The following is a 12,928-nucleotide window of genomic DNA, read 5'->3' as shown; positions in this document are numbered from 1 at the left end:
TCGAAATTCTCGTCGTTTCGCTATCTTCTCCTTTACTTGTCGGGCTGTATGAAAACGGAGTGAAATTCGGTGAAATTTGCGAGCAAGAGCACGTTAGCGAAGCGCTCATAAGCATACTTGAAAATTTAAATCAAAAATATAACATCAAAAAAATCATATACGCAAACACGCCCGGAAGCTTCATGGGACTAAAGGTCGCTTATGTTATTTTAAAGACCTTTTGTATGGTGAAAGAGTGCGAATTTTACGCTATAAGCGGCTTTGAGCTAAACGATGGCGGACCGATCAGAGCCAATAAAATTTTAAGCTTCGTCAAACGAAATAACGAGATCACGCTGGAAAAAATCGAGCCCAAAGGCTTTTGTCTGCCCCAAAATTTAGATAATTTAAAACTAAAAAAAGATACACTTCCAGATTATATCATCCAAGCGGTTTAGGAGAATTTTTGAACATTATAGTTCCCGCAACTAGCGCAAATCTTGGGCCGGGTTTTGACGCTCTTGGTTTAAGTTTGAAGCTTTATAACGAAGTAAGCATACAGCCGTCGAAATTTAGCTCTGTTTCGATCAACGGCGAAGGAAGCCAAAATCCAAATTTAAAGCGAAACAACCTTTTTATAAGTATTTTTAACGAAATTTTTTCAGAGCTGACGGGCAAAAATGAAAATTTTCGTATCGTTTTTGACAACAAAATCCCATTTTCACGCGGACTAGGAAGCAGCTCCGCCGTGATAATAAGCGCGATAGCCAGCGCTTATGCGATGGCCGGATTTAAGGTGCAAAAGAGCGTGATCTTAAACAAGGCTTTGATCTATGAAAATCACCCTGACAACATCTCGCCCGCCGTTCTTGGCGGCTTTATAAGCGCAGTGGTGCAAAACGGCGCGATCTACGCAAATAAAATTTTACTGGATGAGAGCATAAAAGCCGTGGTCGTCATCCCGGATAAGCCGATGAGCACGTCATCTTCTCGCCAAATTTTGCCTAAAAACTACACTATGAAAGAGTGCGTGAATAACCTCTCTCACGCTGCATTTTTGACATCGTGTTTTTGCGAGAAAAGATACGATCTGCTAAAGATCGCATGCCAGGATATGATACACGAGGAGCGCAGGATGAAGGCGCTTGACGCGCTTTTTGACGTGAGGAGGACAGCTTATGACAATGGGGCTTTGATGAGCTCTCTTTCTGGGTCTGGCTCAAGCTTTTTAAATATCGCCCATGCGGATGACGCACAAAATTTAAAGCGCGCGCTGGAGGCTAAATTTAGCGATTTTGCCGTTCATATTTTTTCATTTGACAACGACGGTTTTGTGATGACGCAAAGCTAAAAACAAGTAAGAAAAAGATATAATGCATAAAAACAATCCCATAAGAACGTGTGTTTCGTGTAAGCTCAAAGCACCTCAGCCAATTTTAAAGAGATATCGCGTAGTCGGATCCGTATTAGAATGCGGCAAAGGCGAAGGGCGCAGTTTTTACCTGTGTGAGGAGTGTTTGCAAAAAGATGAAAAAGTGTTAAAAAAAATAATTGACAAATACATAAAGGGCGTTAGCTTAGAGGTGTCAAATTTAAAGGAGAAACTCTTAAATGAGCAATGTTAGGATTTCAGAGATAGCAAACGAGCTTGGCTATCCGAGCAAAGAGATAGTCGAAAAGGCTCAAGAGCTGGGGCTTAAGGTAAAAACGCATTCAAACGCCGTGAGTTTGGAGGAAGCCGAGGCAATATACGAATACGTCCAAAGCGGCGTGATCCCGGAGAAATTTAAAAAAGAAAAACCAAAAGCCAAGCCTAAAAAAGAAGCAAAAGAGCCGAGTGAAAAAGAGGTCGGTAAAAAGCAGACGAAGGCAAAAGAGGAAAAACCTGCAAAAGCCTCTACCGCGCAAAAGAAAGATACCAAGTCGCACAAAATAGGCGAAACTAAAGCCCAAAAAGATCAAGAGAGCGTAAAAAAACAAAAGATCGAAGCGCAGCCTAAGCAAGAGCAAACAAAGCAAGAGCCGCAGCCAAAAGAGGCGGAATCCAAACCCGAAATAAAAGATGAAATTTCAGAGTCTCAAAGGCCAAAAGAGAGTCTGGCTGATGTCAGCCAAAGGCGCCGCGGCCTAGTGATCGTAAAGAAGAAAAAAGAATTCGAGCCCGCGCCTATCAAACGAGATGAAAATAGGGCTAAAAATACAGAAGCAATAGAGATAAACAGCCTTAAAAATATGTTTGCAAGCTCGGATGAAAATTTAGCCCGTAAGAAAAAGAAAGACAAAAAGCCGGTCGTAGCGACCAAAAAAGACAGCGCGCAAAAGATGGATCTGCTTGGTTCGAGCGACTTTGGCGATATCGTGATAGAAGACGAAGACGTCGTAGTTTTACCTGATTTTAGCTTCAAGACCCCGAATCCTCAGCCGACACAAAAGACAAAACAGCCAAACGTGTTAAAGCCGACGATAAACAATACGATAAATCCTTTCGGCGAGGGTGGCATACAGCGCCGCGCCAGGAAAAAACACAAAAAGCCTGAAAATAAGCAAAATAGCGAAGCCGTGACGTCTATCAATATCCCAAAAGAGATACGCGTTTATGAATTCGCCGAGAAGCTGAACAAGCAGCCAAGCGAGATCATCGGCAAGCTATTCATGCTTGGCATGATGACTACTAAAAACGACTTTTTGGACGAGGATGCGATCGAAATTTTAGCTGACGAGTTTAATGTCGAGGTAAATATCATCGACGATCAAAAAGAATTTGACTATGTAGCAGCCTACGAAGAAGAGGTGCGCGATGATGAAAATTTGCTCCCTCGCGCGCCGGTGATCACGATCATGGGTCACGTCGATCACGGCAAGACCTCACTTCTTGATTATATACGTAAATCACGCGTAGCAGCCGGTGAGGCCGGCGGTATCACCCAGCACGTGGGCGCATATATGGTAAATAAAAACGGCAAAAATATCACCTTTATCGATACTCCGGGCCACGAAGCCTTTACCGCGATGAGAGCGCGAGGTGCCGGAGTGACTGACATCGTCATCATCGTAGTCGCGGCTGATGATGGTGTCAAGCCTCAGACCAAAGAGGCTGTAAATCACGCGAAAGCAGCCGGTGTGCCTATCATCATCGCCATAAATAAAATGGATAAAGAGGCGGCAAATCCCGATCTTGTAAAAACCGGACTTGCCGAGCTTGATATAATGCCAACGGAATGGGGCGGCAAGTATGAATTCGTGCCGATATCCGCAAAAACCGGCATGGGCATAGATGATCTGCTTGAGATCGTGCTTTTACAAGCTGAAATTTTGGAGCTCAAGGCAAATCCAAAGGCCAGTGCAAAAGCCAGCGTCATCGAAAGCTCGCTTCAAAAAGGACGCGGTCCGGTAGCCACCATAATCGTAGAAAATGGAACGCTAAGAGTCGGCGACACCGTCGTAGCTGGCGTAGCATACGGAAAGATAAGAAGCCTGCTTGATGATCAAGGAAGGCCGCTACAAGAGATAAAGCCCGGTGAGTGTGGCGTCATCGTGGGGCTTAGCGAGATAGCTGAAGCCGGAGAGACGCTAATAGGCGTAAAAACTGACAAAGAAGCTCGCGAATACGCCCAAAAAAAGGCCGAATACTTACGACAAAAAGAGCTTAGCAAATCGACTAAAGTTAGCCTCGATGAGCTTAGCGCGAAGATCGCCGAGGGCGAGCTAAAGACGCTTCCAGTCATCGTAAAAGCCGATGTGGGCGGCTCTCTTGAAGCGCTGAAAGCCAGTCTGGAAAAGCTAGCGAACGACGAGATAAAGGTCGATATCATCCACTCCGGCGTTGGCGGCATCACGCAAAGCGATGTGGCTTTAGCAAGTGCCAGCAAAGACTGTGTGATATTAGGCTTTAATATCCGTCCGACAGGCGAGATCAAAGAAAAGGCCAAAGAAAGCGGCGTCGAGATAAAAACTTATAACGTTATTTATAATCTCATCGATGATGTAAAAGCTCTGCTTGGAGGCTTGATGTCGCCGATAATCAGAGAGGAACAACTAGGTCAAGCGCAGGTACGTCAAGTCATAAATGTACCAAAAATAGGAGCTATCGCAGGATGTTTGGTGACCGAAGGCACTATAAATCGCGGAGCGAAGATCCGCTTGATCCGCGACGGTGTAGTCGTTTACGAGGGTATGGTGAGCTCGCTCAAACGCTTTAAAGACGATGTCAAAGAGGTCGCAAAAGGCTATGAGTGTGGCGTAGGCATCGAGGGCTGCAACGATATCCGCGAAAATGACTATATCGAGAGCTTCAAAGAGATAGAGGAACAAGCCAAACTATGAACGCGGCCGAGATAAAACGCATGCGCACCGAAAGTGTGCTAAAAGAGCTGATCCCGGAGGCTTTGGCTACGCTTGAGGATGGCTTTTTAAAAGGTCTTTGCGTGACTGACGTAGAGTGCAAAAAGGGTAGATACGATGCCTTTGTTTATCTTGATAAGACGCCATTTGACGAGAGAGAGCAGGAGTATATCCTAGCTCATCTAAAGCGCGTCACTAGGCATTTGCAAAACCACTGCATGGCGGCTGAGGGCTGGTATCGCTGTCCGAATTTTCACTTTAAATTCGACGATAGGCTGGAGTATCAAAATCATATGGACAAGCTTTTTGATAAAATTTCAAAGGACTTAGATAAAAATGGATAACCTAAACGAGCTCGTAAAAGAGTGCGGAGTCGAGCTTTACGACACCGAGATAGCAAATGAAAACGGCCGAGCGACATATAGAATTTACATTACGAAAAATGGTGGCGTGAGTCTTGATGATTGCGAAAAGGTCAGTCGTTTGCTTTCGCCTATTTTTGACGTAGAGCCGCCTATTTCAGGGGATTATAACCTTGAGGTCAGCTCTCCGGGACTTGAGCGAAAGCTAAGTGAGGCGAGGCATTTCAAGGCTAGCCTGGGCGAGCTAGTAAAAGCTCAAACTGCCGAGGCGAAATTTGCAGGTAGGCTCGTGAAAGCCGATGATGAGAGTATCGCACTTGAAAACGATGAGGGCGTGTTTGAGATAAAGATCGGCGATATAAAAAAAGCAAAAACATATCTGGAGTGGTAATGCTAAGCGACATCGAAATAACCCATCTTGCCAAACTTGATCATATCTCGAAAATAGGCGCCAAGCTAGGACTTAGCGAAGATGATATGGAGCTTTACGGTAAATTTAAGGCTAAGATCGAGCCAAGACTTGAGGGGTCAAATTCCAAGCTCATCTTGGTGACGGCGACTAGCCCGACTCCTTTTGGCGAGGGCAAGACTACGATGTCGATAGGCCTAGCCGATGCACTAAATCGCCTTGATAAAAAGGTCTGCTTGGCACTTCGCGAGCCATCTTTGGGACCGGTTTTTGGCATAAAAGGAGGTGCAGCCGGCGGCGGGTATTCGCAGCTTGCACCCATGGAGGATCTAAATTTACATTTTACGGGCGATTTTCACGCGATAACCTCTGCAAACAACCTGATCTCGGCCATGATAGATAATAGCCTCTATCAAGAAAACCCCCTGAATATCGATAAAATTTTATGGAAGCGCTGTATGGATATGAACGACCGCGCGCTTAGATTCATCACCGTGGGGCAAGGTGGAAAGGCTGACGGCGTAGAGCGTGAGGATGGCTTTAACATTACTGCCGCAAGCGAGATAATGGCGATACTTTGCCTAGCGACCAGCCTCGCTGATCTAAAAGAGCGCATCGCAAACATAATGGTAGCTTACGATGATCGTGGCGAGCCTATTTATGTGCGCGATCTAGGCTGTGAGGACGCGGTCTGCATACTTTTAAAAGATGCGATGAAGCCAAATTTGTTTCAAACCATCGAACATACGCCGACTCTCGTCCATGGCGGCCCGTTTGCAAACATCGCACACGGCTGCAACTCTATCATAGCCACGAAGACGGCTCTAAATTTAGCTGATTTCGTCATCACGGAGGCTGGTTTTGGCTCGGAGCTAGGAGCCGAGAAATTTATCGATATAAAGTGCAGAGTCGCGGGCATAGCGCCGGATGCGGTTGTCTTGGTGAGCACCATTAGATCGCTCAAATATAACGGTGGTACCGATAAAGAGAGTATAACAAAGCCAAATATGAGCGCACTTGAAGCAGGCATCACAAATTTAGGCGGCCATATCGAAAATTTAAAGCGAAAATTCGGACTAAACGTGGTCGTAGCGCTAAATAAATTCGGCTTTGACGAGGATAGCGAGATAGATTTCGTAAGGGATTATTGCGCGAAATTCGGCGTCAAAATGGCGGTTTGTGAAAATTTCGTAAAAGGCGGCGAGGGTGCGCTTGAGCTTGCAAATTTCGTGCTTGAAGAGCTAAAAAAGCCAAACGATATGAAATTTGCCTATGAGATGAGCGACGATACGAAAAGCAAGATCACCAAGATCGCTACTGAAATTTACGGAGCTGGAGAGGTCGTTTTCGAGGAAGCGGCACAAAAAGCCCTTGAAAACATTAAAAAGCTTGGGCTTGAAAAATTGCCGGTTTGCATCGCAAAGACGCAGTATTCCTTTAGCGACGATGCGAAGCTTTTGGGACGCGCAAAGGGCTTTAAATTTAGTGTCAAAGACTTGCAGATACGCACGGGAGCGGGATTTATCGTAGTGGTTTGCGGTAAGATAATGCTGATGCCAGGCCTTCCAAAAATACCAAGCGCACTAAATATGCACATAGACGTCAAAACAGGCGAGATAAGCGGGCTGGCTTAAGATCAAAGCGCCAAAAGAGGCCTTTATGGACGATGAATTTTATATGCAGCTAGCCTTGAATAAGGCATGGGAATTTCAAATCTTAACCTATCCAAATCCTGCCGTGGGCTGCGTGATAACGGATCGTAACGGCAAAATTTTATCCTGCGATGCGCACAAAAGAGTAGGCTGCCTTCATGCCGAGCCGATGGCCGTATTTTTCGCATTGTGCACTTTAAGCGGCGAATTTTTGGCAAAATTTTTAGACGCATATAGCGCAAAATTCTCTCAAAATTTTAGCGGACTAGACGAGCTAAAAAGCGCCGAGCTAGAGCCAAATTTCACATACGAATTCATCCTTACGCATCACGCAAACCTCCTAAAAGGCGCAAAAGCCTATGTCACCTTAGAGCCTTGCTCCCATCATGGCAGGACTCCGCCTTGCGCCGAGCTTTTAAAACGGCTAAATTTCAGCGAGGTCGTCATCGGTACGCGCGATGAGAACGAAATAGCAAGCGGCGGGGCTAAAATTTTAAAAGATAGCGGCGTGAGCGTGAGATTTGACGTTTTAAAGGACAAGGCACTCGATCTTATCGCGCCGTTTCGAGCCTGGCAGGATGGGAATTTCAGCTTTTTAAAGATCGCTCTGAGCGCAAACGGCGTGGCAAGCGGCGGAGTGATCTCGGGCGAGCAAAGCAGGACTCACGTCCATAAGCTACGAAGCGTGATAGACTTGCTCGTTATCGGCGGAAACACGGTGCGAACGGACCGCCCAAGGCTCGATACGAGACTGATAAAGGGTGGTAAAAACCCGGACGTTCTCATCTTTTCAAGGCGGCAAAAATTTGATGATAGTATACCGCTTTTTAAGGTGCCCAGTCGCGAGGTGAAAATTTCAGACTCGCTGGGTATTGACGCGAAGCTCGTGATGTATGAGGGCGCGCAGTGCTTTTTAAATATGGCGGCCAAGCGCGAGATACCGAATTTAAAATGGCTCTTGATATATCAAAGTCCAAATTTCAAAGATGGCGAAAATATAAAAATAGGGCTGAATTTAAGGCCGATCTTTCGCGGGAGTCTCGGCGATGACAGCTACGCGTGGTGCGAGATACTCGCATGATCGGCGACATAGGCATCAAACTCGTAAACTATATGTGTAGAGCCTCGCCTAGCTCTTTTACGATGTGCTCCCAGCCCATTATGCTGGCAAATTCCAAAGCTGTTTTGCCATCGTCGGTCTGTGCGTTTTTGTCGGCAAAATTTTGGAGTAAAATTTTGATCGTCGTGAGATTGCCCGCTATCGCCTCTTTGTGAAGTAGCGTGTAGCCGTTCTCATCAGCTAGGCTGGCTTCGCGCGAGTTTTCTTTTATAAATTTTTCAAATTTATCTTTGCCGTTTATACTCATCGGATGTTCGATCAGATTTTGGGGGTGCTCCTTTTGCCCGACGACCACCAAAATATCGTCAAAGTCGCCAAAATCAACACCCCAAGCTTTATCGTGCCGCACTCTTTGTTGTTCGCTCATTTTTGAGCGCATGGCCTGCACGCCAAAAGCTCCAAAGCTCTTGCCCTCGCTTACGAATACCCAGTCGCTCACCTCATCTAGCGGCGCCTCGATCTCGTCGCCCTTTTTGATGTTCGTAAGCGTATCCGGCTCATTTACGAGCCTGCCGTAAATTTTCTCTCCGTCAAATTCCACGTCATCTACCCACATGTATTCGACCTCGCGCCCGTCATCTTGCGAAAACGGCAGCTTCACCATCGCCATATCAAGTGCAGGCACTATGCGGCGCCTATCCCAGTAGAGCTCGCGCCAAAAGTATTTAAACGTCTGTCTGGCCTTTTTGGCGGCCTCTTTCATAGCTACGTCTTGACTGTCCGCGTAAAAAGTCTCTTGCTCGCTATCTCGTGCAGGCTTGATCTCGCTAGCTTCATCGCCTTTCATCTTGGCTAAAATTTTAGCAAATATCCCCATTTTCAGTCCTTTTTGAAATTCTTTAGCTTGATACGTTCGCTAGAAATGCTTCACGAATTTTGCTCTTGGTGACGCGGGCACGCTCAGCGCCTGTGCGGTAGCGAGGTAGCTACGTATTCATCTCGTCTGCACGCTAAAAAAGGCGCTAAAAAGCGAATTTATACCTTGATGCGTAAATTTTTCCATCAGCTTTTCGATCTGCGGCTTTTCTTGCCAGATGGGCTCGTCTACGCCGCTCATCGCCTCAAGCTCGCTCTTTGCGTCAAAATATCCGCACACGCCGTCTATGAGCCCTATTTTTAGCGCATCGTCAGCTAAAAATACCCTCGCATTTGCCCACTCGTCCTTTTTATCAAGGCTTAAATTTCGCGCCTGCGCCACGTCTTTTGTAAAGAGCTCATACGCGCCGTCTACTAAATTTTGCAGGCTTGCGCGCTCCTCTTTGCTCCATTGCCTAGTAAATGTGCCGGCCTCCTTGAGCTCTCCGGCCTTTACGACCTGCTCGCTGACGCCGATTTTATGCGCTAGTTCGGCTATGTTTGGCGCTTGCATGATGACTCCGATCGAGCCTATAAAAGAGCCCGGGTTTGCCAAAATTTTATCCGCATTCACGCCTGCGTAGTAGCTGCCGCTAGCCATGCTACCACCCGCATACGCCAGCACTTTTTTACTCTCTTTTAGCCTTTTTACCTGCGTGGCTATCTCTACGCTAGGGCTTAGCGCACCGCCCGGACTGTCGATGTAAAGCAGCACGCCTTTTATATTTTGATCGTTTCTGAGCTCTTCTAGTTTGTTTAAAATTTCATCCGTGTCAAATAGTGCGCCTTTTATGTCTATCTGCGCTAAATTCGGCTGCTTTATGTCGCTGCCTGGCGCAAAGAGCAGGATCAAGATCAGTAAAAACACGAGCGCTTTGAAGTTGGTATTGATAAATTTTAAGATCGCCGCCACTGGCGCGAAAATGAGCTTTAAAATTCGCAAATTTTTCCTCCTATATAAAGTCTTTTGGCCTGTTTGGTGTGCAAGATGAGCTGCAAAACAAGCTCGCTATCGTCGCATTTTGGAGCGCTATAAACTGCGATATCGGCCAGTTTAGCGGGCTTTAGCTCGCCGTTATTTATACCAAGTGCGTCTGCACCGCCTTTTGTAGCCGCCTTGAAAACGACTTTGGCAAGATGGTTGAGCTCTAAATTTTGATGCGTCAAGAGAACGGCTCTTAGCTCATCCCAAAAATTTAGGCTGATGTTTGAGCTAAGTCCGTCGGTGCCGATATTTAGATTTACTTTAGCGCGCAAGATAGCGCCTAGATCGAGCGCTTTTTTACCAAGCAAGCGGTTTGAGACCGCGCAGTGCGTGATAGAGTGATAGGGCTTAAATTTCGTAAAATCGCTCTCATAAACGCAATGCGTAAAAAGTGTCCTAAGCTGCGAAAACTGTGCAAAATAGCTATCTGCGCTAAACATTGGCTTTGGCTCTTTGACAAAGCGCTTTAGATGCTCTTTAAACGCGCCTGTGCCGCTATCTAGCCAGTTTTTTTCCGCTTTGCTCTCTAAAAAATGCGTGCAGACTACTAAATTTTCCTCGCGCGCGAAATTTAGCGCCTTTATAGCAAGATCAGGATGGATAGAGTAGGGCGAGTGAAGCGATACGGCAGGCGTGAAGCGAGCGCTGGCAAATGCCTGACTGGTCTTGAATTTAGCCATGAAATTTAGCCAGTTTTGCTCTACTAATTCGCCGTTTGAGCCTAAAATTTCATTGAAAAACACGACTCTAGCGGGCGAAGCGGCTAAGATATGCAGATCTTTGCCGAAGCTAGAGACCGCGCCCACCGTGCCGATACCGCTTTTTAGCATAGAATTTAGGGCTTTTTGCATGATCTTTGGCATGCATTTTTTAGCAAGCTCACCGCCATGAGTCACGATAGAGCCAAGCCACGCTATAAAATCACCGTATGTAAGCTCGGACGCGTTTGCGCTAAATTCTAAATGAACATGCGTATTTACGAATGCGGGCGCGATGACGGAGTTTCTAAGCTCACTGAATTTGGCGTTTTTGAATTTCGCTCTCAGTTCGCTTTCACTACCGATAGCGCGAATTTTCTCGTCAAAAGCGATGCAACGATCTTTTAAAATTTTGAAATTTTCATCGCAAACGATCAGCCATTTGGCCTTTAAAATTTCCATAAAAAACCTTGAAATTTTTCCTTATTGTAGCGAAAATTTAGGAACAAAAATGTATAATCAAACAACATTTTACAAAAAAGGAAAAGTATGGATAAGAAGCTAAAAATCATGGTCGTGCAAGGCCCTAACATCAACATGCTGGGCGTTCGCGAGCCTTCTGTATACGGTGCGATGAAGATGGAAGATATCCACGCTCAAATGAAGATCGTAGCCGATCAAAACAATATCGACATCGAGTTTTTTCAAAGCAACCTAGAAGGCGAGATCGTGGATAAGATCCAAGAGTGCCTGGGCGAAGCCGACGGTATCATCATAAATCCGGCCGCATATACGCATACTTCTATCGCTATCAGAGACGCTCTGAGCGCGGTTGCACTGCCTGTCATCGAAGTGCATATCAGCAACATACATCGCCGTGAGGAATTTCGCCATAAAAGCCTCATAGCGCCGATCGCAGCGGGTCAGATAGTAGGTTTTGGACCTGTTGGATATCATCTGGCGATGATAGGTATGCTTCAAATTTTCGAGCAGATCAAAGCCATAAGAGCAAATCAAGAAAATAAATGAATTTCATCTTAAAAGACGAGAACGCCGTATTTTTCGAGTGCGGCTACAGCTGCGACAATGAAATTTTACTCTGCGTGGACGCAGTGAAATATTTCATCACCGACGCGAGGTATTATTTCGAGGCTAAAGCCTCTGTAAATAGCGATACCGTCGTCGTTTTAGCGCAGCGATACTTGATGAGCGAGGCAAGAGCGCTTTTAAGAAAGCTAAGGCCAAAAAGCCTGGTTTTTAACCCGAACGAGCTTAGCGTGAGCGATTTTAAGGCTCTTAGCAGGGGGTTTAGTATAAATTTCAAGCCAAAGCCGAATTTCTCGCAGCTAAAGCGGATCTGCAAAAATGAGAAAGAGATCGAAATTTTAAAAGAGGCCGCGAGGCTAGGCGCGAAATGCTTCGACGAATTTGCCGCGTTCGTACGCAAAAACGGCGAAGGCATGAGCGAAAGGGAGCTGCATTTTAACGCAGGCCTCATTTTTAGGCAAAAAAACAGCCTTAATCTAAGCTTCGATCCTATCGTCGCGATAAACGAAAATGCCGCAAAGGCGCATGCGCTGCCGACCGATAAAATTTTAAAAAAGGGCGATCTGCTGCTTTTAGACGCCGGAGTGAAATTCGAGCGCTACTGCTCCGATCGCACCAGGACTGCGTGCTTTGATGAAAATTTCAATTTTTCAAAAGAGCAAAATTTCAAAAATGCGAAGCGACAAGAGATATACGAGATCGTAAAACGCGCGCAGGCTGCCGGTATAGCGGCCGTGAAAGTGGGCGCAAAGGCCAGCGACATAGATGCTGCCGCTCGCAAAGTCATCGCAGATGCGGGCTATGCGAAGGATTTTTTCCACTCGACGGGCCATGGAGTGGGCGTAGATATCCACGAGCTGCCTTTTATCGCGGCTAAAAGCAATGAAATTTTAAAAGAAGGCATGGTCTTTAGCGTCGAGCCAGGTATTTATCTGGAAAATGAATTTGGCGTGCGTATCGAAGACGTGGTCGTCGTGCGCGAGAACGGGGCTGAGATTTTATGAGGCTGGCGGGAGCGAGGAGGCTTGAGAGAAGTCGCTTTTGTCCCTGCTATTTTGGTTTCGATGAAAATTTTAAATTTAGCGCTTTTGTCGGGCTTGGCGGCAATATCGACAACAGCGCGAAGCGTTTTGACAGATTTATAAGAGCGTTATCAAGTGACAGGCGGTTTCATATCGTTGAGTGCTCGCCGATACTGATAAATGCGGCATTTGGATACGAAGCGCAGGCAGATTTCAGTAACGCTGTCATAAATTTGCAAACGAGCCTTGGCTCGAACGTTTTGCTTAAAATTTTGCAGCATTACGAGCGTAAATTTAAGCGCGTGCGAAGCTTTAAAAATGCGCCCAGGACGCTTGATCTGGATATTTTGTATTTTAGCGGGCTTTCAAGAAAGAGTGAGAGGCTGAGGCTTCCTCACAAGGGGGCTGGCGAGAGGCTCAGCGTGATAGTGCCGATGGGGCTTATGAGAGGTTAAAGG

Annotated in this window: 13 protein-coding genes; 10 read left to right on the top strand and 3 right to left on the bottom strand. The window is 46.2% G+C overall.

Annotation, left to right across the window (positions count from 1 at the left end; all coding sequences use genetic code 11):
* Positions 1 to 59 precede the first annotated feature (59 nt).
* The 7 genes from CCVT_RS07450 (at position 60) to ribD (ending at position 7,824) form a co-directional block, all read left to right on the top strand.
* A complete protein-coding gene (locus CCVT_RS07450; RefSeq protein ID WP_011992628.1) occupies positions 60 to 437 on the top strand; it encodes a glycoprotease in 378 nt (125 codons plus the stop codon).
* A gap of 8 nt (positions 438 to 445) precedes the next feature.
* On the top strand, positions 446 to 1,330 hold the full coding sequence (gene thrB / locus CCVT_RS07445; RefSeq protein ID WP_018136111.1) for a homoserine kinase: 885 nt from the start codon (positions 446 to 448) through the stop codon (positions 1,328 to 1,330).
* Between the two features lie 260 nt (positions 1,331 to 1,590).
* Entirely contained in the window at positions 1,591 to 4,302 is a 2,712-nt protein-coding gene (infB, locus tag CCVT_RS07440; protein ID WP_018136113.1) for a translation initiation factor IF-2, read from the top strand.
* On the top strand, positions 4,299 to 4,664 hold the full coding sequence (gene rbfA, locus CCVT_RS07435) for a 30S ribosome-binding factor RbfA (RefSeq protein ID WP_009649349.1): 366 nt from the start codon (positions 4,299 to 4,301) through the stop codon (positions 4,662 to 4,664). Before infB ends, rbfA begins: the two co-directional genes overlap by 4 nt.
* The gene (rimP, locus tag CCVT_RS07430) at positions 4,657 to 5,073 is read left to right on the top strand and encodes a ribosome maturation factor RimP (protein ID WP_018136114.1); all 417 of its coding nucleotides are present in this window, start codon (positions 4,657 to 4,659) and stop codon (positions 5,071 to 5,073) included. Before rbfA ends, rimP begins: the two co-directional genes overlap by 8 nt.
* Positions 5,073 to 6,725 carry a formate--tetrahydrofolate ligase gene (locus CCVT_RS07425; protein WP_018136115.1) on the top strand — a complete coding sequence of 551 codons (1,653 nt, stop codon included), beginning with the start codon at positions 5,073 to 5,075 and terminating at the stop codon, positions 6,723 to 6,725. Before rimP ends, CCVT_RS07425 begins: the two co-directional genes overlap by 1 nt.
* Positions 6,726 to 6,750: 25 nt before the next feature.
* Positions 6,751 to 7,824 carry a bifunctional diaminohydroxyphosphoribosylaminopyrimidine deaminase/5-amino-6-(5-phosphoribosylamino)uracil reductase RibD gene (gene ribD / locus CCVT_RS07420; protein WP_026175419.1) on the top strand — a complete coding sequence of 358 codons (1,074 nt, stop codon included), beginning with the start codon at positions 6,751 to 6,753 and terminating at the stop codon, positions 7,822 to 7,824.
* A gap of 28 nt (positions 7,825 to 7,852) precedes the next feature.
* On the opposite strand, the gene CCVT_RS07415 is transcribed toward ribD, so the two are convergent.
* The 3 genes from CCVT_RS07415 to mqnF form a co-directional block, all read right to left on the bottom strand.
* A complete protein-coding gene (locus tag CCVT_RS07415; protein WP_018136116.1) occupies positions 7,853 to 8,680 on the bottom strand; it encodes a DUF2314 domain-containing protein in 828 nt (275 codons plus the stop codon).
* A gap of 117 nt (positions 8,681 to 8,797) precedes the next feature.
* Positions 8,798 to 9,661: a signal peptide peptidase SppA gene (gene sppA, locus CCVT_RS07410; protein ID WP_018136117.1), complete on the bottom strand. Its 864-nt coding sequence runs from the start codon at positions 9,659 to 9,661 to the stop codon at positions 8,798 to 8,800.
* On the bottom strand, positions 9,649 to 10,863 hold the full coding sequence (gene mqnF, locus CCVT_RS07405; RefSeq protein ID WP_018136118.1) for an aminofutalosine deaminase family hydrolase: 1,215 nt from the start codon (positions 10,861 to 10,863) through the stop codon (positions 9,649 to 9,651). The genes sppA and mqnF overlap by 13 nt, the downstream gene beginning before the upstream one ends.
* 87 nt (positions 10,864 to 10,950) lie before the next feature.
* Between mqnF and aroQ the strand changes: the two genes are divergently transcribed.
* Genes aroQ through folK form a run of 3 tightly spaced genes read left to right on the top strand, consistent with a single transcriptional unit; the run spans position 10,951 to position 12,925 of the window.
* On the top strand, positions 10,951 to 11,430 hold the full coding sequence (gene aroQ, locus CCVT_RS07400; protein WP_018136119.1) for a type II 3-dehydroquinate dehydratase: 480 nt from the start codon (positions 10,951 to 10,953) through the stop codon (positions 11,428 to 11,430).
* Positions 11,427 to 12,452, top strand: a complete 1,026-nt coding sequence (locus CCVT_RS07395; protein WP_018136120.1) for a M24 family metallopeptidase — start codon at positions 11,427 to 11,429, stop codon at positions 12,450 to 12,452. The genes aroQ and CCVT_RS07395 overlap by 4 nt, the downstream gene beginning before the upstream one ends.
* Entirely contained in the window at positions 12,449 to 12,925 is a 477-nt protein-coding gene (folK, locus tag CCVT_RS07390; protein ID WP_018136121.1) for a 2-amino-4-hydroxy-6-hydroxymethyldihydropteridine diphosphokinase, read from the top strand. The genes CCVT_RS07395 and folK overlap by 4 nt, the downstream gene beginning before the upstream one ends.
* The last annotated feature ends 3 nt before the right edge of the window (positions 12,926 to 12,928 follow it).

The sequence above is a fragment of the Campylobacter curvus genome (genome assembly GCF_013372125.1).
Lineage (GTDB): Bacteria > Campylobacterota > Campylobacteria > Campylobacterales > Campylobacteraceae > Campylobacter_A > Campylobacter_A curvus.
Note: the sequence above shows the minus strand (reverse complement) of the source record. Positions and strands in the feature narration are given on the sequence as shown.